Source organism: Comamonas sp. E6, from assembly GCF_001010305.1.
In the GTDB taxonomy this organism is placed as follows: Bacteria; Pseudomonadota; Gammaproteobacteria; order Burkholderiales; family Burkholderiaceae_C; genus Comamonas; species Comamonas thiooxydans.
Genome location: NZ_BBXH01000040.1, coordinates 1 through 24,779 on the forward strand (window position 1 = coordinate 1; position 24,779 = coordinate 24,779).

Consider the following 24,779-nt stretch of genomic DNA (forward strand, 5'->3'; position numbering starts at 1 on the left):
ATGGTTCGCCTGGCTGATGATGTGCGCAAGCTCTTCATGGGATCGGACGGACAAGGTGGCCAGCTGGCCATTACGTTCTCAACGCGCACGCTGGTTCGCTGGGCGAAGCTTTCAACGAAGTTCAAGGGTGCTCCTAACCCTCTGGGATATGCGCTCGATTTGGCACTGCTCAATCGCGCGACACCCGAGGATGCCACTGCGATAACTCGCTTGGCCAAGGACATTTTTGGGGAGCAGTGGAAAGACGATACCCCGGCCACCCAGCCTTGAGATCGCCATGTCTCAAATCTTCCCTGGTCCAAAGATCAGTTGGAGCATGAAGGTGTTTACCACAGCCTCTGAGGACAAGTTCATCGAGGTTGTGAGAAGCGCTCTCAAGAATGCAGCTCTGAAAATGGGCTGCGAGTCACCGATTGGAGATGAACAGAATGTTGGCGTGCTCTTACGCGCTGGCGATTTGACTCTTTCCCTTTCGGGCAATTCCCTAACGGGCAACTCGTTCAATTTCGTCTACCGAGACGGAGCTGGTGAGTTGCTTCCGAATGGGGATCACGCGCCCTTGTTGGCCTTGTTCTTCCTTCAGAGCGAGATCAACAAAACAGGCCTTGCAACGGATCTGATCTCCCTGAGTGACGATTCCGGCACATCCTATGCGTTCCACGTATTGGATGACTTGAAGCCACTCATGTTGGAGTGGGACATACCATGGGATGTTGTGAGATTGGATGCTGTGGCTCTTGGGCTTGCAGTGCCAATCTTCAACTTCATGGATCTGTCCTGTGACGATACTGAGGACGCTTTTTTCTAACCAAACCCAATGGGGGCTTCAACCCCCTGGCGGGGATGGCCTCTGCTTCACCAATTCGGAGGCCATCATGGCATCAGTCAACAAGGTAATCATCGTCGGCAACCTGGGCAAAGATCCAGTTTGCCGCAACGGCAACAATGGCAGCGGCCAGCTTTTTGCGAACTTTTCCGTTGCCACGACAGAACACTGGACCGACCAGGCCTCGCAAGAGGCTAGGGAGCGCACAGAATGGCACTCGATTGTGCTGCGTGGCCGACTCGCTGAAATAGCGCGCGACTACCTGCACAAAGGCTCACAGGTTTATTTGGAAGGCACACTGCGCACGCGCAAGTGGGTCGATCAAGAAAACGGAGTTGAGCGCTTTATCACTGAGATTCACTGCGACAGCATGCAAATGCTGGGCAGCCCGAATCAAAGTTCCGGGGGTGCTCCAGCTCAGCAGAACCACGCACACCAACGTGCAGCGGCTCCAGCTCGTGCGCCTTCTCATGCAAGCAATGGTTATGCCCAACAGTCGCAATCTTCGTCTCGTCCCTCAGCTCGTGCTCCGGCACCAGCTAAAGGCCGTGGACAGGGATCGCAAGCTGGTGGGTCCACCAGAGCTGCCAATTCCCAACCCATACGCGGACAAGGCGGTGGGGGAGGAAGAACTGACGACGACATTCCGTTCGCTCGTCTTCACTACATGGCCGGTGGTTAAACACTAGGTCCATTTCTGTAACCCAACGGGGCGCTTGTATCCCCGGTGGGGGACATAGCGCCCAAATTGAATCGAGGTCACTATGTCCCAAGAGCAAAGCTCGCAAAATGAATCAACACTGATGGGCCGCTTCGGCGCGCGTTTTGGGGTTGATCCACACAAGCTCTTCGATACCTTGAAGGCTGTTGCCTTCAGACAAAGAGAAGGGCATGCGCAGCCTACCAATGAGCAAATGATGGCTCTGATGATCGTGGCTGAGCAGTACGGTTTGAATCCCTTCTTGAAGGAGATTTACGCCTACCCAGACAAAAACAATGGGATCGTTCCTGTTGTTGGCGTCGATGGCTGGAGCAACATTGTCAACGCGCACCCTCAGTACGACGGCTTTGAAGTGGTTTATTCCGAATCAAAGGTTGAAGTAACGGGAGTGAATTTTCCAGTTCACGAGTGGATCGAAGTGGTCATACACCGTAAGGATAGGACCGTTCCCTCCCGTGTCCGTGAATTCATGGATGAGTGCTATCGCCCTCCAACTCAAAGGAATGGGGCGCATGGTGCCTATCAAATCAATGGCCCATGGCAAACGCACGCTAGACGGATGTTGCGCCATAAGGCTTTCATTCAGTGCGGGCGTCTGGCTCTTGGCTTTACTGGAATCTTTGACCAGGATGAGGCAGAACGCATCATCGATGCTGATTCGAATGTGGTTGGAGCCTCCGTCAAGGTGGTGAAAACACAGGATGATCGACGTACTGCCAGCTCAGCTGAGGATGTGGCCAGCACGCAAGGGAATGCTCCCCTGCAGTTGACGCATGAGCAGCTGGAGCCATTGCTACAGCAACTGCTGAATCGCACACTGCCGAATCAAACATGGAATGTCGCTCGTCAGTACGTCGAGCAACGCTTTACAGGTGAAAACCTTGAAAGAGCGAGGACCTTCCTGAATGACAAGCAGATGGAGCACATGCCTAAGCCAGAGCACGACTATGAAGCGATGCAGCAACGCAGAGCCAGTGGTCAGGCGGAACGCTCAGAACGTGTGATGCCACCACTTGACGATCTTGTCCTGCCTCCAGGCGGGCTTGATTCTCAAGCTGAATCCAGCTTCTTCTAAGGTGCTGGTTTTATCAACCCCGTGGGGAGAAATCCTCCGGGGTTTCTCTATTCCTTCAACAGAATGGAGTTCATGTGAAATTCATTGACTTGATTCAAGGCTCTGAAGAGTGGCTTGCTTGGCGTAAAGGCGGCGTTACAGCAACCGATGCGGCAGTGCTAGTCGATCAGTCTCCCTACAAGACCGAATGGCGCTTGTGGGCAGAGAAAACAGGGTATGCGGTCGAGCGAGATTTGAGCAGTAATCCGTTCGTGAGGCATGGCCTTGCAATGGAGCCTGCTGCCCGAGCTGCTGCAGAGATCTATTTCGATGATCTCTTGCTGCCCATGTGTGCCCAGGCTTCGCACAACCCCTTGCTGAGGGCGTCTTTGGACGGACTCAACAAGGACAGTGAACCTGTGGAAATGAAGTGCCCATCAGAGGCTACCTGGATCGAGGTCACAACGTTGCGTCAGAACAGTAAGGCTTTCAAGTTTTACTACCCTCAGGTGCAGCATCAGATCCTTGTTACAGGGGCCAAGAGAGGGTGGCTGGTTTTCTATTTTGATGGCCAAGTTGAAGTGTTCTGCATCCCTCGGGACCAGGCACTGATCTCTCAGATAGAGGGCGTTGCCCCAATCTTCTGGGATAAGGTCGTTAAGAGACGAGAGCCGCAAAAGGACCCAGCGCGCGACCTCTACATCCCCCAGGGTGAAGAGATGGCCAACTGGTTGTATCAAGCCGAGGAGTTCCGCTTGCTGCAGGGACAGATCTCGGAATTGGAAGAACGCCTAGAGGTGATGAAGGAGCGCCAGTCGGCCTCACGCGCTGCGATGCAGGGCATGATGGGCGATTACATGCACGCAGACTATTGCGGTGTCATGGTGACGCGCTATGTGCAGGTAGGGAAAATTGACTACGAGAAGCTGCTAGCCGACAAGTCTGCAGGCGTGACTCAACAGGAGATTGACTCTTACCGGCGAAAGTCAACCGAGCGATGCCGGGTTACTTTGACAAACGATATGGCACCACGCCTGATCGTTGACAAAGGGGTCACAGATCCTGTCAAGGACCTATCATTGGACGTTGAATCCTTTTACATTTAGGGAAGTCTTTTTGGCAGGGGATTCGCGCAAGCGAGTCCCCTTCTGAAAAGCAGATTTTGTTCCCTCTGGGAGCGAAAGTGTGAAGTAGCTGGCTTCCTAAAACAAACAGCTTTTTATCAACCCTTGGGGTGTGTCACACCCTTGGGGGAGTGGTGCACCTCTTTTCGGAGAGCACCATGACACAAACCAATTCCACCAAGATCAACCATCTGACTCAGCTGTGTGTTGTACATGCAGACTTTGACATTTGGAGCGGGCAGGTTCGCCTGACCGCTGACGATCTGAAGCTTGGAGCAGGGGGAGAGATCCCACCTGAAAAAATTGCCCAACTGGGTACTAAGAAGATCTGCGATCCCGCACAGCTGAAAGGCTTTCATCGGGTCAAAGCAGAGACTCGACGCACATTGCTGCGCATCGGCATGAAGTTCATGGACGGCGTAGCAATTCCATTGACCAAGATGGATGAGGTGTGCAAGAAAATGGGCGAAGTGCAAACTGAGTTCGATGCACTGCGCACCACTTTCATCGCAAACTACAACGCTGCGATAGATAGCTGGTGCAAGGAAAATCCTCAATATGAGACGGCAATCCGCTCAGGCGCGCTTCCACAATCCGTTGTGGAAAAGCGCCTCGGGTTCGATTTCCAGATCTTCAAGATCGCGCCTACTGATGATGCAGAGCTGAGCACTCGCCTTGAAGAAAAAGTTCATGGCCTGGGCGATGACCTCATCAACGAACTGATAGAGGAAGCAGATAAGTTCTATGAAGACCGCTTGCTGGGCCGTGACAAATGCGGCATTGGCACCAAGCAGACTTTGCAGAACCTGCGAGACAAGCTCGATGGGCTGTCGTTCCTTAACTCAAAAATCAAACCGCTTGTCGATCTTCTCAATGAAACGTTGAATGGGTACAAAACGTATGCTGTTGGCCGCGATGTCACAGGTCCGTTTTTCCATCAGCTGACCGCCACAATGCTCATCCTGAGCAGCAAGGCGCGAATTGAGCAATATCTCAACGGAGCGATTTCAGTCAAGGCAGAAGCGGCGACTCTGGAGGCCTCAGCCTCCCAGAATCAAAGCTACGCCTCCGACTCTTCAACTGCCGAGATGCAACCGCAATCTGCAGAGGGTGATCTGTTCACATCCGTGGACAGCGCACCAGCACCGGCACAAGCGTCCAGCAATCCAGCTGATGCGTTTATTGCCGACCTCGACCGCTTCTTTGGCACGCACGCACGCACAGAGACATCGATTCAGCCCCAGGCTGCAGAGGTGGTTCATCGTGTCGATGTAGAAGTGCTTGAAGCGCCTGCAGGTACTGTGTCAGAAGCCAGCGAGCCTGCACAAGGCTCGGTGGTTATCGACGTTGAAGCCACTTTTGTCCCTACTGATTCTGTTACGCAAGCACAGACTGAGGGCCAGCAGGCAGTTGTAGTGGGAGTTGAGGAGGAGCAAGCAGAAGTTGAAGCTGGAAACAGCAACAACGATGCCTCTTTCCAGCTTGCCACCATTGGTGATGACGACGAAGACGGCTTTTTCTAAGCAGTCCTAAGCGCATCATTTTTAACCCAAGGGGAATCCTAGCCCCTTGGGGCTGGGTTCCCCATACCTCTTGAGGGAAGACCCATGGCCAAACAGAACCGAAATACTATCTATACCGCATTGCCCATCGTGGCAACTGCTTATGGAGACAAGTTTGGTGTGAAAGTCCGTATAGGCCAAGACGTGGCCTATACGGATGGGAAAACGATTGTTATCCCGAACGTTCCTCACGATTATCCATACATGGATGTTGTGTGGGGCTACATGGCGCATGAAGCCGCGCATGTGCGGTTCACTGATTTCAGTGCACCGCGACGCGCAGGTCTGCATGCCGAACTGACCAACGCTTTCGAAGATTGCCGCATCGAGCGGGCGATGATGGACTTGTACCCAGGTACTGCCACGACGCTCAACGAGGTTGCGAACTACATGGCAAGGGTCGGTCACTACTCCCATCTTAGAGATGATGAGCATCCAGCTCAGATCCTGGTGGGTTACTGCCTCTATTGGCTGCAAGCGAGGGCCGTAGGTCAACCTGTGATGGCGTCTTATCTGGCAACTGCGCAGCCCGTTCTGGAGCGCACATTCCCACAAGGCGTTATCACTCGATTAAGCACCATTCTCCGCAAGGTGGTGGATGCTGAATCGACTTCCGATATCTGCTACCTGGCAGATCAGGTCATTTCCATGATCGAGGAAGAGAAGGAAAAGGAAGAAGAGCAGCAACAGCAGGATCAGCAGAATCAGGATCAAAACCAACAGCCTCAGAATGTTCCGAACGAACAATCCTCCGGCGAAGGCGATGACTCCGATGAAGCTGATGGCCAGCAAGACTCGACACAAGAAGACTCCCAACAGGGGAAAGGCCCAGGCCAATCCAATGAGGGTGATGATTCAGGTGAAGGTCAAGGTCAACGATCCATGGCTGGTGCCGATCAGGGAGCTGAAAACGATTCTGGTATTGCCTCGCGCACTGCAAAGGAAAAGTTGGATGCACTTACGCAAGCTCTCTCAGCTGGCGCTGGGGATGTGGATGGGGATCGCGCACGCAATTCTCTGAAGCAGGAGCTGTCACAAGTGGCACGGGAAGAGGGAATCCCCTCCTACCAGACCATTCGCAAGGGAACTGATGCATCAGATGACAAGGCCAAAGGCCTTGAGCTGATGAACCGGGTCCGGCCTGCAACATCGAAAATTCGCAATCAACTGTTCGGCCTGGTGCAAGCCAGTCTGCATTGTGCGAAGCAATCGACCCGCAGTGGCAAACGCCTGGATATCAATCGACTGCATCGCGTAGTCGCGGGTGATACGCGAGTGTTTGCAAAACCGCAGGAAAAGCGAAAGCCGAATACAGCGGTCCACATACTTGGCGATAAAAGCGGGTCCATGACCCGTCCTACCAGGTCCGACAGCTCGCGTTCGCTGGCCGATGTCACAGATGAAGCATGCATTGCATTGGCGCTCGCGCTCGATGCGATTGCCCATGTGAATCCTGCAGTGACCTTTTTCTCAAACTCTTCGGAGTCTCCTGTTGTCTGTGCTGTGAAGCATGGGCAATCAGTTCAGGCCAATACAGGCAGGTTTCCAGTGAAACCCTCTGGTGGCACACCGATGGCTGAAGCCATTTGGTATGCGGCCTACGAACTGAGCAAAACACGCGAAGACCGCAAGATGTTGATCGTCCTTACGGATGGCGAGCCGAACAGCTCTCAAGCCACAAAGGAAGTGATCGACCTCTGCGAACGTAGCGGAATCGATGTCATTGGTATCGGCATTCAAACGAACGCACCGGCAACTTTGTTCTCAAGGAGCATTTGCATTGATGCGGTCGAAGACTTGCAGAAAACACTCTTCAAGCTCATGGAAAAGTCGCTGACTACCGTGGACTGAAGGTGGCCAACCTTATGTGCTCGAAAGAGTGCATTTCAGCCGCTGGGGAAACCCAGCAATTTCAACCCTAGCGGGGTCGCACCCCCGGTAGGGGGGCGCTCCGCAAAATTTCGGAGTTCCCACATGCAAAACGTCATCACTATCGCTCTAGACAACAACGCTCAAGCTATTGCTGAAGCAGATTGGGGTTGCGAGCTGGCTAGTGCTTTTGAAGTCAAGGAGTCGTACTGCGTTTCTCTGCTTCAAAAGGGTGAGAGCGATCTCACTTTCCACTACACCATGGCCACGGATCTGAAAGCAGCTCGTGCTGAAGCTCTCGACGCCTACCCAGGCGCAGAACTCATCGCGGGAACTGTTTACTGAATCGCAGCCATGTGACTGACCTCACGCCCTGAAGGGTGTGGGGTTTTGTCTTCCATCAACCCAGCCGGGGCACACCCGGTAGGGCGCTGCTCCAGCACGTTTTGGAGCAGCCATGAGCACTTTCGTCATTTACTCGGCCAACGAGAACGCTCTTACCGGAGCGGGCTACTGGAACGATAAAGATGGATGGTCAGTCCACGGGAATGCCACCGTGTACGTCAAAAAGAAGCTTGATATGCGCCTCCCTCATTCTGTGGGCGGGGACGCACGTTGGCTCAAGGAAGAGGGCAAGAAGCTCCTGCAGCCCATCAGTCAGACCCTTACCAAGGGCTTGGCCAAGGTGCGCAGGAAGCATGTGCTGACGGCTCAAACCCGAAGCATTCAAGTTAAGCCCATTGCTGCAACACCTGGATCTCAGGTGGCTGCATTTCAACAGCTGCAGATGGACCTCATCGTCAGCTAATCACCCATTGGGGCAGCTCGCCCCAGATGGGGCGACTGTCTCTCAATCAAGAGGCAGATCATGGATTTTCAGTACTACCCAACAGGCGCATACACAACGGCTTTGCTGTGGCATCAATTCCAACGGCCCATCGTCCATGTGTGTGATCCCAGTGCAGGTAAGGGTGCGTTGTTTCGACACGCTGAGAACGGGTTCGAGGAACTGCCGGAAGGCACTGAAGTTCCTTGGTTCGATCCAAGCCTGGAAGAGCGCTTTGATCGTCGTCGTTGGTCCTATGACCAGCGCGACAAATACAAATCTTCGTCCCGAAAGAAATCGGCTGTCGAAATCGATATCAAGCACCATGCGAGCTTGCGCGAGCTGGGTGTAACGGTTCTAGGACATGACTTCTTAGAAGTTCAGTCTCTGGCCTCCGTCACACAAGTGATCATGAACCCACCCTTTAACCAGGGTGCGGAACATGTTCTTCATGCTTGGGATTTGGTTTACGACGCTGAGATCAGTGCGTGCATCAATGCTCAGACCATCAAGAATCCATACACGCGCGAGCGTAAACGCTTGGTGGAGCTGATCGAGAAGCATGGCAGAGTGTCATTCCATCAAGATCAATTCGTTGATGATGTGGAACGTAAAACCGATGTTGAGGTGGCTATTGTCTATTTGAATAAAGTCCCGGAAGCATTTGCTGATGTGGACAATATTCTGAAGAGGCTAAAAGTGGGAGATAACTTGAGTCGTCATGAATTTGACCCTCATATCTGCAAAACTCTCGCTCTTCCAGCTAACTTCATCGAGAACACCTACTATCACTTTAGCGCGGCTATCGAAGCAGCGCGACAATCATCTGAGTTTGAAGCCATCTTCGAGCACGCATCAGATAAATTGGGAGTGACGCTAGACGAAATGCAGTCAAAGGGGGTAGGGTCTGACTTCAGACCTGATCCGATTGATATTCGAAAAAAAGCTATGGAGCTATTTTCGAAGAGGTATGAAGATCTCAAGCGGAAAGCTTGGGCGCAGATTATCAGATCAACACTTTTAACTGACAAATTGTCGAACCACGCAAGACGTAAGCTCGAAGCGGATGCTGAGACAATATACGCACTTGAGTTTTCGATATCGAATGTTCACGGGTTCCTCGCTGGAATGATTCAGTCGATGGGATCTATCTACACCGATATGGTTCTGGGATTGTTTGATACGATTATTGAACGCAGCTCTGACAACGTTGTGTTTTACAAGTCGTGGAAGTCTAACCAGAAGCACAAAGTAGGAATGCGTATTCGTAAGAAGCGCTTCATTATTCCGCGTTTCAATACGTGGAGTAGTGGGGCACTGCAATATGAATGCGAACAATTCTTAGGTGATATTGACAAGGTTTTTGGCTATCTAAATGGGATTTCCGGTGATTACTTCGGTCTTCGTCAATCATTTAGAAAAAATAATGTCAATACCTCTGAACGATTTACGTCAGAGTTCTTTGAATATCGTTACTACAAGGGAAGCGGCACGCTGCACTTTTTCCCCAAGAGTGATGAGGTTGTTGATCGCTTGAATCGCTTCGTTGGCCGCATACGCCAATGGCTCCCCCAGGACATGGGCGATGCAAATGAGCATTTCAAGAAGCAATATGAACAAGCTGAGAAATATTCTGATGATTATCTCAAAGCTTTTAGCAGAGGCAAAAGCCATAGCTACTACGAACGCAATCCGGTCTACGCACTGACATCAGGGCGCGACTCGGAAAACGTTGCGGAACGGATGGAAAAAGCCATTGATGATGTTCTTGCGCAGGCAGGGATGGAGTGTGGCCCGATCCTCCAAGCACCCGCTGAGGTACAGACCGTCGCAGCTTTGCCCGCACCAGCAATGGGGCAGGCCGAGCAGCTGGATCTATTGGCGGCATAAATCAACCCATCAGGGGCTAACACCCCCTTGGGGATGTTGGCCCCGTATACGAGGACAACATGCAAATCGAACGACTCTACCGAATGATCAAAAATGCACGTATCGTGCGCTTGAACGGACAGATGGCAATCACCAAGGGGATCGGTACGGGCATCAAGAACAATCGCAGCCTCTCGCGGCACTTGCGAATCGATGTCTCTGACGAACCCCACGGCTGGCTCTTCTTTGAAGAGGAAACCATCTCGAAAGCACGCATAGCAGGGAATACCGTCGAGCTGAAAAGCGACGATGGCGAGAACTACACGCTATGTCTCTACCCATGGCGACAGAAGGCTGCTGCAGCCGAAGCTCTGTCAGTGAACTAAAGAAATTACACCAGGCGCTCACAAGCGCTCTGGTGAAATTTCGTCACAGCGCCCAAAGAGGGCAACTTGAGCCACGTCGTTGAACAGCGATCACCACTAGACTCCCGAAGAAGAGCACAGATGCAAGGCAGCAAGCCAAGCTTTGCATCTGCGCTTTTTTTGTCCCTCGTGGGCAATGTGTGAGGTAACTGGCCTCCATAAATAAACAGCATCTCTAGTGCTCGGCATGACCGAGACACCACTTAACGCTGAATGCGATCTCCCATCGCATCCCGGCAACATATGTCAGCCTCGTGAACTTGCTTCACGGTCGAGCTGACTTGTACCAGGTCCGATCTCAACTCAAAAACTATAGCGTCCATGACGCTTCAGTCTTGCGAGTTGCGACGACAACTTGATGCTCGATCAATGAGTGTCTTTCAACAATCCGCCAGGGTTTAGCCACCCTAGCGGGTGCGCCTTGGCAATTTCTACGGAGATTCGCCTATGCTAAAAATCAATGTGGCACTGCTTCTGCTGCCATACATCTTCATCCTGCTTGCAGGAACTTTCCAACTGGTAACGATGACGGTGAAGGCCATTGCGTCTTCGCTTCGTCTGACTTTCCTTGTAACCGGTGTCGTGGTTCCTTACTACGCCATCGAAGTAGCCCAAGCCGTTGTTGACTCTTTCGCAGCTGGAGACACTGCGACTGCCATCGGTGACATCATCGCCTTTGCAGTGATGCTTGAGGGTGCAGTGACAGTTCTCAAAACTCGTGAGAAAATGGCTTCATAAGCCGTAGCTGACAACCCATCTACGAAAGGTCACACCATGAATCACCTCTTCAGTCCCCTCGCCATCAGCATGCTCTGCATTGGAGTGTTCCTGATTGTTGGATCGATCGGCGCTCAGCGTCAGATCGATGAAGAGAAGCGTGAAGGTAAAAAATAAAGCGTAGTTGACGTTACGCAGCAAAAAAGACTGGCCACTCTCTTGGGAGTGGCCTTTCTTATTTCTGAACCGACTTGCCCATGCATGAAGAGCCTGCGCTCACAGTGCACGTCGATCACCATCTCGGGCATACATACACTCTCATGAAATCCTACAGTCAACTGAAAGCTGAGCTTGCCCAGCTAGACAAGCAAATTGCACAAGCTCGCGCCTCGGAAGAGACTGACGCTCTTATCCAGGTAAGAGAGCTGGTCCAGTCTTTCGGCTTCACAGTGCATCAAGTGTTCCCACTCCCGCAGCCAGCTAAGAAGGAACCCGTGGCCAGGTACTACGACCCAGACACTGGCCAGTCTTGGAGCGGTCGCGGCAAGCCTCCAAGATGGATAGATGGCAAGGACCGCAGCCTATTCGAAATCGATAGACGACCAACCTACGACTTCAATGCCCCAAGGGATGAACGCAACCCGTTTCCAGTCCAGTAGCCTGCCTGAAGGCTACTCAGTAATAGCTTGATCTATTTTTTAGGTCTGCCCAAATAGGGCAGCTTCATGGTGATGCCTTTTCCTGTCTATGCAGACAATGCACTTACGCGATACAGCAAAGACAGGAGAGAACTGATGAAGGAAGTCCCGTTCTTCATTGAACGCAACACGGAGCAATGGCAAGCGATGTGGGGAGGGTTATCCGAGGCAGAATTGAATTCTGGCGATCATGTTTGCGAGAACCAAGAAACTGGTGATTGCTGGCACTACATGGGAAGTGACAGCAACGGCCATCATTTTAGGCATCGTAAGCATCCCAAAACGGCGAAACGCGAAACCTTGATCGTCAAATCGAACGTCACTCCAGTTCAAGAACCGGAATTGGCCCACTAGACCTAAGACCCATTACCAATGCCCGCATTGGTATTAGTAATGTGGTTTTGTTCCTTCTTGGAACGAAAAGTGAAGTAGCTGGCTTCCTTAAACAAACAGCATTTTATCAACCCTTGGGGTGCATGCACTCCCATGGGTGGCGTGCCCTCAATTGATTAAGGCACGCATGTTTTCAAACTCGATTTGTTCCTACCCAAACCGGGGAAACTATGGTGACAACAAGTACCGTGGCAACTGCTCAGGGTACGTCATAAAGGACTTTATCGAGTCCTATCTAAAAGATCAGAATGGCCTCGTTGCAGATCCAAGCATTGGAGGCGGAACGAGCGCCGATGTAGCCGCTTCACTTGGAGTGCGCTTCAAGGGCACAGACCTTCATCAGGGCTTTAATTTGCTGACTGATGACTTCTCTTCCTTCTTGGGAGAGAAAGCGAATCTGATCTGGTGGCACCCAGCTTACTGGGACATGATTCAGTATTCAGGAAGTCAATGGGGCAATGAACCACACAAATGGGACATGAGCCGCATGAAGCTAAATGAATTTGTTGAGTCGTTAGAGCTTGCTGTCATGAACATTCATGATGCCTGCGAAGTAAAAGGACACTATGGGATATTGATGGGCAATCTCCGCAGAAACGGGGATTACTACAATCTCTCAAGTCTTGTGGAGCGTATCGCTCCAGGCAAACTGGTCGATGAAATCATCAAAGTGCAGCACAACTGTATTAGTGATTCACGACAATATTCAGGCAACATTGTTCGTATTGCGCACGAAAAGCTTTTAGTTTTTCGTCGTGATGCAAGTCACTCGTTGATCCTGCTATCAAATTTCCATCGAAAAGCAGTCAATATGATTGCCACTACATGGAAAGCAGCTGTTCGTAGAGTCCTGCAAGGGAAACCCTCTATGGATTTAAACCAGATTTACGAAGCTATTGAGCCATTTGCACAGTTCAGAGAGAACGTACATTGGAGGGCGAAAGTCCGACAGGTATTGCAAGACGCAAAATACTTCGAACGTCTGGAAACTGGTGTTTACAAGCTAGCCTTGTGAATTTTTCTACCCTAAGGGGGCTATGCCTCCTAACGGGGGCATGGCCTTCATTTTTGGAGTGTGGCCATGGCAATGATTCCCTCAATCCACAAACCGGAACTGGGGCAAATGTCGTTTGATTTTCTGGATCAAACGATGACTTCTCAGCAATATTCATACAGTGAACATGGCAAATCATATTTGTCCTTGAAGACCTGCAACAAGAATATTGAAAGCCTCATAAGTAGCTTGTCGCTTGATTTCGATATCTGCGCACCAGAGACAGGGGCTTATGTTCAAGAAACCTCAGAGCACGATGAAGTCGATGAAGAGAACTTAGACAGTACGGAGAAATTCGTATGGTCTGATGATGACATCGATAAATTGCGCACAGCGTTTTTTGATGAAAATATTCGATTGCTAGGTGATGGGCGGACAAGCCCTGAAACCAGGCAAGAGAACTACGAATGGCTAATGTCAGACGAAATACATCCGTTTTCGTTCCTCGTACTCTGCCGTGAAGAAATGCTGTCCCCTGACCGCATCCGTGAAGGAGTTCAAGTTGTCATGCGTAAGCTTGGCTACCTGAACTAAATCAAAACCCTGCCAGGGATAAGTCCCTTGCGGGACTACTCCTTGGTTCCACTGGTGTGGGGGTTTCATTAAATCCCTATACAGGGCTTTAATGAAGCCTCAATTCCAGTTAATTTTCTAAGGACTAACAATGGCTAACTACGATAAAGAAGTTGTCAAAAAGGCTGCTGATGAAAATTGGCTGGCTATTTTCGCAAACCTAGCTCCTGAGCTGCGCCACGCAATTCAGCGAGTTGGCCGTCATGTTCCCTGCCCAATAAAAGGGGGCACTGATGGATTCCGCCTAATGCCTGATGCTGACGTGACTGGAGCTGCATTCCACAATGATCCAAGTATCCGTTTCTTATCGAATGGATTTGAAGTTCTGATGTGGTTACGCAACTGGTCATTTTCCGAAACTATTGATGAAGTGGGTCAAGCATTGGGGCTTCCAACTGCAAAACCAACTCAAACAAAGCGACTTGAATTAGTGGTCGCTCATGACCCAAAGAAAGCAAAGTTCTATGATGGAATTTTGATTGCCTTCGGTAAAGAGCGGTATCAGTTCAAGGATGAAAATGAGCTGAGCTTCTACGCAATTCTGCGTTACAGGAACAATCTTGAACGTACCCTTTGGGGTGTGGACATTGAGCGTGCCCTGGCAGAGAGCGGAGCCACTTACGGTGACAGTATCACTTTGAGTAATCTGGGGCGCGTCCCCGTCACTATTGTTGTCGAGAAAAAAGACAAGGACGGTGTGATTACGGAAGAGGAGATCAAGACTCATCGCAATACTTGGGAAGTGATTCGTATCGGGGAAACTCGTCTGAAAAGCACCCAGGCTTCAAGCAGCGTTGTGAAGCATGTTCAGGTTAGCAACGGTTCACCTGTGGCCGTAACCTCTGCGAAACAAGCCGTAGAAACTGCGGATGAAGTCAGTGCTGAGCCAATTGCAGCCCATCAGAAGGTCGTGCCCATCAACAAGGCTCTGGCCGCGCCTGGTTGGTTGCAAGAAGCGCAGCAGCGTGCAGCAAACGTGCTGGCCGCGAAAGCGGCAGGGAAGGCTTATGCGAGCGAGAAGATAGAGAAGGTCTGGAATCAGTGTGTGGCGTTCCCATCTGCGACCGCTGAACCCATGCGTCTCTACCTGCAGTCCCGTGGCGTGCTCTTCAATGAGCTGGCCAAAGGTGCTGCGGCCGACATGCGCTTTCATCCTGCCCTGGACTACTATGAAGAAGTGGATAACAAGAATACTCTGTTGGGATCTTTTCCAGCGATTGTTTGTGCTATCCGCAATGCAGAGGGGGAAATTGTTACTCTCCATCGAACCTACCTGAATAAGGATGGCAAAAAGCTCGCAGTGTCCTATAAGGATTCAGCTGGCCAGCGTCATAAGGTAGAGAAGGTGAAGAAGATGATGAGCATCCCTGACGATATGGATGTCAACGGATCTGCAGTAAGACTCGGTGATCCTTCTTGCGGGGGAGTACTGGGTATAGCTGAAGGACTGGAGACGGCACTTTCTGCATATCGAGCGACAAAGATACCTACTTGGTCGTCCGTCAATGCTCAGCTCATGGAAACTTTTGAGATTCCTGAGTCTGTTCATACCTTGCTGATATGGGCTGACAAGGATAAGTCTGTTCGTGGCGAAATTGCTGCAAACGTGTTGTACCAGCGTGCGAAAGCACACGGGCTGAACGTTCACATACTTATGCCATCGATGCCAATACCAGCGAAAGCTAAAGGGGTTGACTGGAATGATGTCTTGCTCTCGCAAGGTATCTTAGGGTTCCCTAGGGTTGCGAACTTGAAGAGCTTTATAGCTAGATCTTTCGCCACTATCTAATAGAAAGCCTTCAGCCCTCACAGGGGTTGAAGGCTTTTTTTTGGTTCTGAGCAACTTTACTTGAATTTAACTTTGACAGTATCATTTTTTGAGTTAGTATTCTGCCCTGTAATTCACAACCTGAAGGGTAATACTTATGGCAACGTACAAAGAACTCCTGGCTCAAGCTGAAGAACTCTCTCGCCAAGCAGAAGAAATGCGCCTGAAGGAAGTGCAGGGCGTGATTTCTGACATCAAAGCCAAGATGGAAGACTACGGCATCACCATCGAAGATCTCCAGTCAAAGTCTCGTGGATCTTCGGCAGGAAAGCCTCGCGGGAAGGTCGCGGATAAATATGCCAAGGATGGAAAAACCTGGACAGGTCGCGGCATGCAGCCTAGCTGGGTGAAAGAACATATCGCTGCAGGCGGCAATCTCGATGATCTGCTGATCGACAAAAGTTCGAACGATAAAGCCTAAAGCAAAAGGGTAGTCGCCATGATGCGCTTGACTACTTACTCCCAAAAACAGAGCGATGAACGCTCTGTTTTTGTTTTGTGGCGAGTAGGTATAAGTAACTTCGGTGTACTAACTGTAGAGTTTACGCACCCGATTGAGGACATCGAGTTGGCCGCTGAGTTAGTAGCTATTCGTCATCTGGTATTCAATCAAGCTGTCTTTGACCGCATTCCTGATAGCGGAAAAGCATTTGAACTCAATGTATCCAAAGGTGCCATAAAGAAGCTCTCCCTCAATAGATCCGATAAGAAGCATCTGCTCAAGTTTGCAGCATTCATGCAGGAAGGAGGGCGTTTCGCTGGTGCCAAAATTAATATCAAATCTGAGTCACCAATCAATCACGATGATGGCGCTAAACTCACAAAGATCACGATAAATCCCAAAGAGTATCGTATTCAGGAGATTGTTCAGACACCCAGGATTGGTGAATTGGTCATCACCGAACATGCCGTTGATCGATATGTTCAGTATCACTCAGCAGCTGATATGAAGAACCCATGGGCTTCCCTCATCAACAGGATGCAGCATGAAGATCTTCACAAGATCCCACTCGATCCCCGCGTTATCGAGCATAAGCGCAGAAAGTATGGACCTGACAATGAGGTTGAAATCTGGGGGCACGATTCATCTGTCCATAGATATGTGGTCATCACGGATGCCAAGACTGGAATGAAGATCCTGGCCACACTGTTCAAGCGCGCCAGCAACGTATGAATCTATTGCGCTCCCACAATCTAAGTCTTACTCTGTACCAAGCGCACAGACTTGATGCATTCTGTGATGGCGCGACAGAATGAATGTGCGCTCATGATCAAATCGCATGGCCGATAGCTCACGATAACAGTGAGCTTTTCAAACATAGCTCTACTTATTAAAATAGATCTTTTGAAAAGTAGAAGTGATCAAAAAAAATGGGCTTGTCAGAAAGCCCTACAAGCGCACATCATGGAGCACCCAATGCAGTCGGATGTAAAAATGAAAAAATTCGCTATAGAGCCTCCTGGCGGCCTTCGTGAGGATTCTCTTCAAAATGAATTTTTAGCCTTGCCTGGACGCCCGGATGTAGGACAGAACGCTGCGGTCAGATACTTGCTTTCCCTCAAATCGGACCAGAGCAAGGTCACGATGCAATCCTTTCTCAACAACGTGGCCAGAATCATTGGCTTTTCTGATCTGCACTCCTGTCCATGGGGTAGCCTGCGACGCCACCACGTTCTAGCCATAGTGTCGTTGCTCAGCAGCAAGCCTGACGAAAACGGTAGTGACATTGATCAAAGGAAAGGCAAGGCTCCAGCAACTGTAAACACCTATCTGGCAGGCATCAAAGGCGTGTGCAAGGAAGCCTGGTTCCTTCACCAGCTCAATGTTGAGGACTACCAGCAAATCAAAGAAGTCAAGGGTGACAGTGGCTCACGGCTTCCTAAGGGGCGTGCACTTCGGCCTGAGGAAGTTCGGCTTTTGTTGCAAGCCTGCGATGAAGATGAAAAAAAGCTTGGCCTTCGTGACGGCGCGATGCTGGCCATCTTAGCGGGTTGCGGATTACGTAGAGCGGAGATCGTCAACCTCGATGTGGCCAGCCTCGTGAGGAAGGATCGAATTCTCAAAGTCATTGGCAAGGGAAATAAGGAACGAATCGCCTTTATCCCAGCAGGAGCTTGGACCCGCCTCACTGCCTGGTTGGATGCTGCTGACATTCAAGACGGCCCGATGTTCACCCGTATTCGTCGCCACGGTGCCATGACTTCCGAAAGGATGTCGAGTCAATCCGTCTATCACATCTTGCATGAGCGCAGTTTGCAGGCCGGGATTGAGAATGTCGCACCCCATGACCTTCGAAGAACCTATGCAACGACTCTTTTTGAAAAAGGGATCGACATCATCACTGTCAAAGACAACCTAGGCCACGCCAGCATTACAACGACACAGCGTTACGACAAAAGATCTGATGAGCGCAGACGCAAGGCCAGTGAAGTCATCGATTACCTTTGAAGCAGCTCCAAATTTCTTAGCACCCTCCGGGGTGCTTTTTTGTTGCGCATTTACTAGCTGGGGTCGCCTCAGAAAACGGAAAATAAAGCACGTTAAGGCAAAACGGCTCCGCCGTTGGGCATCAATACGGCTTTGTCATTGACGCGCTGTCGCGCATTCCTGGCAGAACACAACAGCAGGATCGGCGTTCAACAGTTCCGGCTCCAAATCACTGTGACAGGCGCAGCACAGCCCATAGGTGCCAGAGTCGAGGCGGGCCAGCGCAGCTTCGACCTTGCGCTTGCGAATGGTCAGCCGCTCCCGCAATCCTTGGGCAAGAGCCTGTTGTTGGAGGGCGTCGATACGCGACACCCTACCGACACAGGATTGATCCAGCTCGACCGGCGCGGCGGACTGTTGAGCCTGCTGGATTGCCTCAACGGTTTCCCTTTGCTCGATCAGCAGTCGAGCGCGGAACTGTTCCATGTCCATTGAGGCGACTCCTTCGCTATCGCAGTAGAAGCGTGGGGATGGTCGAGGAACGCAGCAGGTCAGCGGTCTTGCTGCCGAACATCAAAGTGCGCAGCGGCGAGTGACCGAATGCGCCCATGATGAGCATGTCGATGGACTGCTCCTTGACCGTCTTGGCGATGATGCTTTCCGCATCGCCGGGGATCAGTGAGGCGGTGACGTCGAAGCCAGCCGATTCCAAGGTGGTCTTGGCCCAATCAAGCTGCTTGGGTGCATCCTGGCTTTTCTTCCCCGACATCAGCAGGATGATAGGCAAACCTCGGAACAGCGGGCTGCCAGCGACCATTTCGACGCCACGCCGGGTCACGACACCGCCGTCGAAGGCGATCATCACGCGCTGCGGCTCTTTGAAGCCTTCGGTCACGGTCAGGATCGGTTTGTGCAGCGAACGTACCACCCGCTCCACATTGCGGCCCAAGTCGCGCTGTGTGGCTTCTGCGGCTTCGCCACGGCGTCCGAGTATCAGCAGGCGCACGCCGTCTTCCTGTTCGGCCAGCGTTGCTTCAAGTTCGCCGTGCCGCTGGCGAACATCGACCAGCGCGGCACCGGCAGCGGTGGCCCGTTCGCGCAGTCGGTTCAGGAAGATGCGGCCTTGCTCGCGAGCATTCTTGGTGCGGGCCTCGTCTTCGGCGGTGAGCTTGGTCAGCAGATTTTCCTGGGCGTCAATGCCGATGGCACCGCTGTGATCTTCGCCCGATCCCTGCTCGGGGTGGCGGTCGATGACGTGCAGAAACTCCAGCGGCGCGTCCATTCGGCGAGCGGCCCATGCGGCGTAGTCGGCCACGTAATCGGCGAAGTGGGATTGATCCACGCAGGCCAGCACTTTGTTTTCGTTCTTCATGATCCTGTTTCCTCTCAGTGGCCCATCAGCATGTCTTCGGCACCGTCTTTGTCATGCACGGCGAACTTGTCCACCATTGTGGCGCTGGCCTCGTTCAAGCCGATGACTTCGACCTCGGTGGCTTCACGGCGGAACTTGATGACCACCTTGTCTAAGGCGCTAACAGCGGTGATGTCCCAGAAGTGGGCGCGACTTACGTCAATGCGCACTTTCTCGATGACTTCCTTGTAGTCGAAGGTATTGATGAAGCGATCCGCCGAGGCAAAGAACACTTGGCCGGTAATGGTGTAGGTGCGCACGCGGCCTTCGTCCTCGGTGCGAGAGGTGACGCGCAGAATCTGGCCCACCTTGTGGGCGAAGAAGAAGCCCGACAGCAGCACTCCGATTAGCACGCCCTTGGCCAAGTCGTGGGTGCCAACCGTCACTACCACGGTGGCCAGCATCACCATGCTGGAACTTTTTGGGTGCTCGCGCAGATTGCGGATCGAGGCCCAGTTGAAGGTGCCGATAGACACCATGATCATCACCGCGACCAGTGCGGCCATCGGAATGCGGGCCACCCAGTCACCGATAAACACCACCATCAGCAGCAGAAACACGCCAGCGGCCAGCGTGGAGAGTCGGCCACGACCGCCGGATTTTACGTTGATGACCGACTGGCCAATCATGGCGCAACCTGCCATGCCGCCGAGGAAGCCGGTAGCAATGTTTGCCACACCTTGACCCACGCATTCGCGGTTCTTGTTGCTGTTGGAGTCGGTCAGGTCATCGACGATGGAAGCCGTCATCATGGATTCCAGCAAGCCGACGACCGCCAAGGTGGCCGAGACAGGGAAGATGATCTTGAGCGTTTCGAGGTTCAGCGGCACATCAGGCAGCAGGAACACCGGCAGACTGTCAGGCAGTTTGCCCATGTCGCCCACAGTGCGAATGTCGAGGCCGAGGAAGATCGCCACTCCGGTCAACACGACGATGGCAACCAGCGGCGACGGCACGGCCTTGGTGATGTAGGGAAAGCCGTAGATGATGCCGAGACCTGCCGCCGTCATGGCATAAACGTGCCACGTCACATTGGTCAGCTCGGGCAACTGCGCCATGAAGATCAGGATGGCCAGCGCATTGACGAAGCCGGTGATGACCGAGCGAGAGACAAAGCGCATCAATGCGCCCAGCTTGAGCCACCCCGCGAGAATTTGCAGTACGCCGGTCAACACGGTGGCAGCCAGCAGATATTGCAGGCCGTGGTCTTTGACCAAGGTCACCATCAGCAGCGCCATTGCACCTGTGGCCGCAGACACCATGCCAGGGCGACCACCGGCAAAGGCAATGATCGCGGCAATGCTGAATGAGGCGTAAAGACCGACCTTCGGATCAACGCCCGCAATGATCGAGAAGGCGATTGCCTCGGGGATGAGCGCTAGCGCGACGACGATGCCCGCTAGTAAGTCGTTTCGGACATTGGAAAGCCAGTCCTGGCGTAAGGATTTCATCATTCTTCTATTCCGTTGTGGTTGCCAGCCAGTGGTGGCAGTTGGGGCGAACGCAAGCGCGTCTTCCCGGCCAGCGGAATAGAGAACGAACCCCGAGTAATCCAGGGCCAGCAAGACGCAGTGAATCGGACGTGCAGCCTCGTGCGAGCGTGGTGTGTATTGAAGCTGGCTCGCAGCGAGAAAGAGGCTTACACGGGTAGGAACTCCGATAGTTGGCTTGCTGATTCTTTGGGAAAAGGCATTTTACCTTCTTTGCGGCGGCGCAACAATAATAATGTCAGTCTGAGCTATACCCTATCCTGATGTCAGGAGAAGCCACCCAGCAACGTCAGAATAGAGTTAACTTTTGTGTTTCTTGACACCTGCGGCGAAAGGTCATAGATTTCTTCCTGACACTTTCGTATTTGGAGGTATCTTGCAGGGTCAACGCATCGGCTACGTCCGGGTCAGCAGCTTCGACCAGAACCCGGAGCGGCAACTGGAGCATGTCGAAGTCGGCAGGGTGTTCACCGACAAGGCGTCGGGCAAGGACACCCAGCGGCCCGAGCTTGATTCGCTGCTGGCCTTCGTGCGCGAAGGCGACACCGTGGTGGTTCACAGCATGGATCGCTTGGCGCGCAACCTCGATGACTTGCGCCGCCTCGTACAAAAGCTGACCAAGCGCGGCGTGCGCATCGAGTTCGTCAAGGAAAGCCTGACCTTCACCGGCGAGGATTCACCGATGGCGAACCTGATGCTGTCGGTCATGGGGGCATTCGCCGAATTCGAGCGGGCCTTGATCCGTGAGCGGCAGCGCGAAGGCATCGCGCTCGCTAAGCAACGCGGAGCCTACCGAGGCCGAAAGAAGTCTCTGAGCGGTGAACAGATTGCTGAACTGAAACGGCGCGTCACGGCGGGCGAGCAAAAAGCGAAGCTGGCCCGTGAATTTGGTGTCAGCCGGGAGACCCTGTATCAATACTTGAAATTGGATCAATAAATATGCCTCGTCGTTCCATACTGTCCGCCGCCGAGCGGGAAAGCCTGTTGGCGTTGCCGGACACCAAGGACGACCTAATTCGACATTACACGTTCAGCGATACCGATCTCTCCATCATCCGCCAGCGGCGCGGGCCTGCGAATCGCTTGGGCTTTGCCGTGCAGCTCTGCTACCTGCGCTTTCCCGGAATCTTCCTTGGTGTCGATCAGGCGCCGTCTTTGCCCCTACTGAAACTGGTCGCCGACCAGCTCAAGGTCGGCGTCGAAAGCTGGGACGACTACGGGCAGCGGGAGCAGACCCGGCGCGAGCACCTGGTCGAGCTGCAAACGGTGTTTGGCTTCCAGCCGTTCACCATGAGCCACTACCGGCAGGCCGTGCACACGCTGACCGACCTGGCCATGCAAACCGACAAAGGCATCGTGCTGGCTAGCACCTTGGTTGAGCATCTGCGGCGACAGTCGATCATCCTGCCCGCGCTCAACGCCATCGAGCGCGCTAGCGCCGAGGCCATCACTCGCGCCAACCGGCGCATCTATGATGCCTTGGCCGAACCACTGTCGGACACGCATCGCCGCCGCCTCGACGATCTGCTCAGGCGCCGGGACAACGGCAAGACGACCTGGCTGGCCTGGCTGCGCCAGTCGCCGGTTAAACCGAACTCGCGGCACATGCTGGAACACATCGAACGCCTCAAGGCGTGGCAGGCGCTCGATCTGCCTTCCGGTATCGAGCGGTCGGTGCACCAGAACCGCCTGCTCAAGATCGCCCGTGAGGGTGGCCAGATGACGCCCGCCGACTTAGCCAAGTTCGAGCCGCAACGGCGCTACGCCACCCTCGTGGCGCTGGCCATCGAGGGCATGGCCACGGTCACCGACGAAATCATCGACTTGCACGACCGCATCCTGGGCAAGCTGTTCAACGCCGCCAAGAACAAGCATCAGCAGCAGTTTCAGGCATCCGGCAAGGCGATCAACGCCAAGGTGCGGCTGTTCGGGCGCATCGGCCAGGCGCTGATCGAGGCCAAGCAAGCTGGCCGCGATCCGTTCGCCGCCATCGAGGCCGTCATGTCCTGGGATGCCTTCGCCGAAAGCGTCACCGAGGCGCAGAAGCTCGCTCAGCCCGATGACTTCGATTTCCTGCACCGCATCGGCGAAAGTTACGCCACCTTGCGCCGCTACGCGCCGGAATTCCTTGCCGTGCTCAAGCTGCGGGCCGCACCCGCCGCCAAGAACGTGCTCGATGCCATCGAGGTACTGCGTGGCATGAACACCGACAACGCCCGCAAAGTGCCTGCCGATGCCCCGACCGACTTCATCAAGCCGCGCTGGCAGAAGCTGGTGATGACTGACGCGGGTATCGACCGGCGCTACTACGAGCTGTGCGCGCTGTCCGAGCTGAAGAACTCGCTGCGCTCGGGCGACATCTGGGTGCAGGGATCGCGCCAGTTCAAGGACTTCGAGGACTACCTGGTGCCGCCCGCGAAGTTCGCCAGCCTCAAGCAGTCCAGCGCATTGCCGCTGGCCGTGGCCACTGACGGCGACCAGTACCTGCACGACCGCCTGACGCTGCTTGAAGCGCAGCTTGCCACGGTCAACCGCATGGCAGCGGCCAACGACCTGCCGAATGCGATCATCACCGAGTCGGGCCTGAAGATCACGCCGCTGGATGCGGCGGTACCCGACACCGCGCAGGCGCTGATCGACCAGACAGCCATGATCCTGCCACACGTCAAGATCACCGAACTGCTGCTCGAAGTCGATGAGTGGACGGGCTTCACCCGCCACTTCACGCACCTGAAATCGGGCGATCTGGCCAAGGACAAAAATCTGCTGTTGACCACCATCCTGGCCGACGCGATCAACCTGGGCCTGACCAAGATGGCCGAGTCCTGCCCCGGCACGACCTACGCCAAGCTCGCCTGGCTACAAGCCTGGCATACCCGCGACGAAACCTATTCGACAGCGCTGGCCGAGTTGGTGAACGCCCAATTCCGGCATCCCTTCGCCGAACACTGGGGCGACGGCACCACGTCATCGTCGGACGGCCAGAACTTCCGAACCGGGAGCAAGGCCGAGAGTACCGGTCACATCAACCCGAAATATGGCAGCAGCCCTGGGCGAACCTTCTACACCCATATATCCGACCAGTACGCGCCGTTCCACACCAAGGTGGTCAATGTCGGCGTGCGCGACTCGACCTATGTACTTGACGGCCTGCTGTACCACGAGTCCGACCTGCGCATCGAGGAACACTACACCGACACGGCAGGCTTCACCGATCACGTCTTTGCCCTGATGCATCTCCTGGGCTTCCGCTTTGCGCCGCGCATCCGTGACCTGGGCGACACCAAGCTGTTCATCCCCAAGGGGGATACCGCCTATGACGCGCTCAAACCGATGATTAGCAGCGACAGGCTGAACATCAAGGCTATTCGTGCCCACTGGGATGAAATTCTGCGGCTGGCGACCTCGATCAAGCAGGGCACGGTGACAGCCTCGCTGATGCTTCGGAAACTCGGCAGCTATCCGCGCCAGAACGGCTTAGCCATCGCCCTGCGCGAGCTGGGGCGCATCGAACGCACGCTGTTCATCCTGGACTGGTTGCAAAGCGTGGAGCTGCGCCGCCGCGTCCACGCTGGACTGAACAAGGGCGAAGCGCGCAACGCGCTGGCCCGCGCCGTATTCTTCAACCGTCTGGGCGAAATCCGCGACCGCAGCTTCGAGCAGCAGCGCTACCGGGCCAGCGGCCTCAACCTGGTGACGGCGGCCGTCGTGTTGTGGAACACGGTCTATCTGGAGCGCGCAGCACATGCGTTGCGTGGCAACGGGCATGCTGTCGATGACGCGCTATTGCAATACCTGTCGCCGCTCGGCTGGGAACACATCAACCTGACCGGCGATTACCTCTGGCGCAGCAGCGCCAAGATCGGCGCGGGCAAGTTCAGGCCGCTACGACCGTTGCAACCGGCTTAGCG

The 24,779-nt window shown here is 53.5% G+C and carries 26 protein-coding genes; 22 read left to right on the plus strand and 4 right to left on the minus strand.

The features are described from left to right. The 12 genes from CSE6_RS24795 to CSE6_RS24850 all read left to right on the plus strand — a co-directional run. Positions 1–270: CbbQ/NirQ/NorQ C-terminal domain-containing protein (locus CSE6_RS24795; RefSeq protein WP_059441761.1), on the plus strand; the 270-nt coding region annotated here is incomplete at its 5' end. Positions 271–277: 7 nt separating this feature from the next. Next, a complete protein-coding gene (locus tag CSE6_RS24800) occupies positions 278–808 on the plus strand; it encodes a hypothetical protein (RefSeq protein ID WP_046462832.1) in 531 nt (176 codons plus the stop codon). A gap of 67 nt (positions 809–875) precedes the next feature. Continuing rightward, positions 876–1,508, plus strand: coding sequence for a single-stranded DNA-binding protein (gene ssb, locus CSE6_RS24805; protein WP_083994820.1), 633 nt, complete (start codon positions 876–878; stop codon positions 1,506–1,508). Between the two features lie 82 nt (positions 1,509–1,590). Continuing rightward, positions 1,591–2,622 (plus strand): phage recombination protein Bet, encoded by a 1,032-nt coding sequence (bet, locus tag CSE6_RS24810; RefSeq protein WP_046462830.1) that lies wholly within the window; start codon positions 1,591–1,593, stop codon positions 2,620–2,622. Positions 2,623–2,696: 74 nt separating this feature from the next. Further along, positions 2,697–3,707, plus strand: a complete 1,011-nt coding sequence (locus CSE6_RS24815) for a YqaJ viral recombinase family protein (protein WP_046462829.1) — start codon at positions 2,697–2,699, stop codon at positions 3,705–3,707. Between the two features lie 176 nt (positions 3,708–3,883). Then, positions 3,884–5,248 carry a DUF3150 domain-containing protein gene (locus tag CSE6_RS24820; protein ID WP_131667227.1) on the plus strand — a complete coding sequence of 455 codons (1,365 nt, stop codon included), beginning with the start codon at positions 3,884–3,886 and terminating at the stop codon, positions 5,246–5,248. Between the two features lie 84 nt (positions 5,249–5,332). Next, entirely contained in the window at positions 5,333–7,138 is a 1,806-nt protein-coding gene (locus CSE6_RS24825; protein ID WP_059441764.1) for a VWA domain-containing protein, read from the plus strand. Between the two features lie 123 nt (positions 7,139–7,261). Beyond that, positions 7,262–7,501, plus strand: coding sequence for a hypothetical protein (locus tag CSE6_RS24830; protein WP_034389842.1), 240 nt, complete (start codon positions 7,262–7,264; stop codon positions 7,499–7,501). A 112-nt stretch (positions 7,502–7,613) separates the two neighbouring features. Then, entirely contained in the window at positions 7,614–7,964 is a 351-nt protein-coding gene (locus tag CSE6_RS24835; RefSeq protein WP_034389840.1) for a hypothetical protein, read from the plus strand. Positions 7,965–8,024: 60 nt separating this feature from the next. Beyond that, a complete protein-coding gene (locus CSE6_RS26645) occupies positions 8,025–9,872 on the plus strand; it encodes a DUF4942 domain-containing protein (RefSeq protein WP_059441765.1) in 1,848 nt (615 codons plus the stop codon). A gap of 59 nt (positions 9,873–9,931) precedes the next feature. Further along, positions 9,932–10,237, plus strand: coding sequence for a hypothetical protein (locus CSE6_RS24845; protein ID WP_131367694.1), 306 nt, complete (start codon positions 9,932–9,934; stop codon positions 10,235–10,237). A 486-nt stretch (positions 10,238–10,723) separates the two neighbouring features. After that, on the plus strand, positions 10,724–11,014 hold the full coding sequence (locus tag CSE6_RS24850; RefSeq protein ID WP_034367731.1) for a hypothetical protein: 291 nt from the start codon (positions 10,724–10,726) through the stop codon (positions 11,012–11,014). Here the strand turns inward: CSE6_RS24850 and CSE6_RS24855 are convergent. Further along, positions 11,009–11,194: a hypothetical protein gene (locus CSE6_RS24855; protein ID WP_131367695.1), complete on the minus strand. Its 186-nt coding sequence runs from the start codon at positions 11,192–11,194 to the stop codon at positions 11,009–11,011. The two genes, CSE6_RS24850 and CSE6_RS24855, sit on opposite strands and share 6 nt — an antisense overlap. Positions 11,195–11,313: 119 nt before the next feature. On the opposite strand from CSE6_RS24855, the gene CSE6_RS24860 reads away from it, so the two are divergent. The 8 genes from CSE6_RS24860 to CSE6_RS24895 all read left to right on the plus strand — a co-directional run bounded on the left by CSE6_RS24860 (position 11,314) and on the right by CSE6_RS24895 (position 17,988). Further along, entirely contained in the window at positions 11,314–11,652 is a 339-nt protein-coding gene (locus tag CSE6_RS24860) for an H-NS family nucleoid-associated regulatory protein (protein ID WP_034367891.1), read from the plus strand. A gap of 135 nt (positions 11,653–11,787) precedes the next feature. Continuing rightward, a complete protein-coding gene (locus CSE6_RS24865; RefSeq protein WP_046462420.1) occupies positions 11,788–12,045 on the plus strand; it encodes a hypothetical protein in 258 nt (85 codons plus the stop codon). A 166-nt stretch (positions 12,046–12,211) separates the two neighbouring features. Continuing rightward, positions 12,212–13,099 carry a restriction endonuclease subunit M gene (locus CSE6_RS24870; RefSeq protein ID WP_046462413.1) on the plus strand — a complete coding sequence of 296 codons (888 nt, stop codon included), beginning with the start codon at positions 12,212–12,214 and terminating at the stop codon, positions 13,097–13,099. 66 nt (positions 13,100–13,165) lie between these two features. After that, positions 13,166–13,672, plus strand: a complete 507-nt coding sequence (locus tag CSE6_RS24875) for a hypothetical protein (protein ID WP_059441766.1) — start codon at positions 13,166–13,168, stop codon at positions 13,670–13,672. Positions 13,673–13,802: 130 nt separating this feature from the next. Further along, positions 13,803–15,500, plus strand: coding sequence for a toprim domain-containing protein (locus tag CSE6_RS24880; protein WP_083994821.1), 1,698 nt, complete (start codon positions 13,803–13,805; stop codon positions 15,498–15,500). 136 nt (positions 15,501–15,636) lie between these two features. After that, positions 15,637–15,960, plus strand: a complete 324-nt coding sequence (locus CSE6_RS24885) for an H-NS family nucleoid-associated regulatory protein (protein ID WP_034367740.1) — start codon at positions 15,637–15,639, stop codon at positions 15,958–15,960. Positions 15,961–15,978: 18 nt separating this feature from the next. Continuing rightward, entirely contained in the window at positions 15,979–16,713 is a 735-nt protein-coding gene (locus CSE6_RS24890; protein WP_034367742.1) for a hypothetical protein, read from the plus strand. A 243-nt stretch (positions 16,714–16,956) separates the two neighbouring features. Next, positions 16,957–17,988: a tyrosine-type recombinase/integrase gene (locus tag CSE6_RS24895; RefSeq protein ID WP_202967612.1), complete on the plus strand. Its 1,032-nt coding sequence runs from the start codon at positions 16,957–16,959 to the stop codon at positions 17,986–17,988. Positions 17,989–18,123: 135 nt separating this feature from the next. Here CSE6_RS24895 and CSE6_RS24900 read toward each other — a convergent pair whose 3' ends face one another. Genes CSE6_RS24900 through CSE6_RS24910 form a run of 3 tightly spaced genes read right to left on the minus strand, consistent with a single transcriptional unit; the run spans position 18,124 to position 20,832 of the window. Next, positions 18,124–18,459, minus strand: a complete 336-nt coding sequence (locus CSE6_RS24900; protein ID WP_011518936.1) for a molecular chaperone DnaK — start codon at positions 18,457–18,459, stop codon at positions 18,124–18,126. Positions 18,460–18,475: 16 nt separating this feature from the next. Beyond that, a complete protein-coding gene (locus CSE6_RS24905) occupies positions 18,476–19,339 on the minus strand; it encodes a universal stress protein (RefSeq protein WP_011518937.1) in 864 nt (287 codons plus the stop codon). Positions 19,340–19,353: 14 nt separating this feature from the next. Beyond that, positions 19,354–20,832 carry a SulP family inorganic anion transporter gene (locus CSE6_RS24910; RefSeq protein ID WP_011518938.1) on the minus strand — a complete coding sequence of 493 codons (1,479 nt, stop codon included), beginning with the start codon at positions 20,830–20,832 and terminating at the stop codon, positions 19,354–19,356. Positions 20,833–21,244: 412 nt separating this feature from the next. Here CSE6_RS24910 and CSE6_RS24915 point away from each other — a divergent pair, with 412 nt between their 5' ends. Then, positions 21,245–21,805, plus strand: coding sequence for a recombinase family protein (locus CSE6_RS24915; protein WP_003055107.1), 561 nt, complete (start codon positions 21,245–21,247; stop codon positions 21,803–21,805). 2 nt (positions 21,806–21,807) lie between these two features. Next, complete coding sequence (locus tag CSE6_RS24920) at positions 21,808–24,777, plus strand: Tn3 family transposase (RefSeq protein ID WP_059441767.1); 2,970 nt, start codon at positions 21,808–21,810, stop codon at positions 24,775–24,777. The last annotated feature ends 2 nt before the right edge of the window (positions 24,778–24,779 follow it).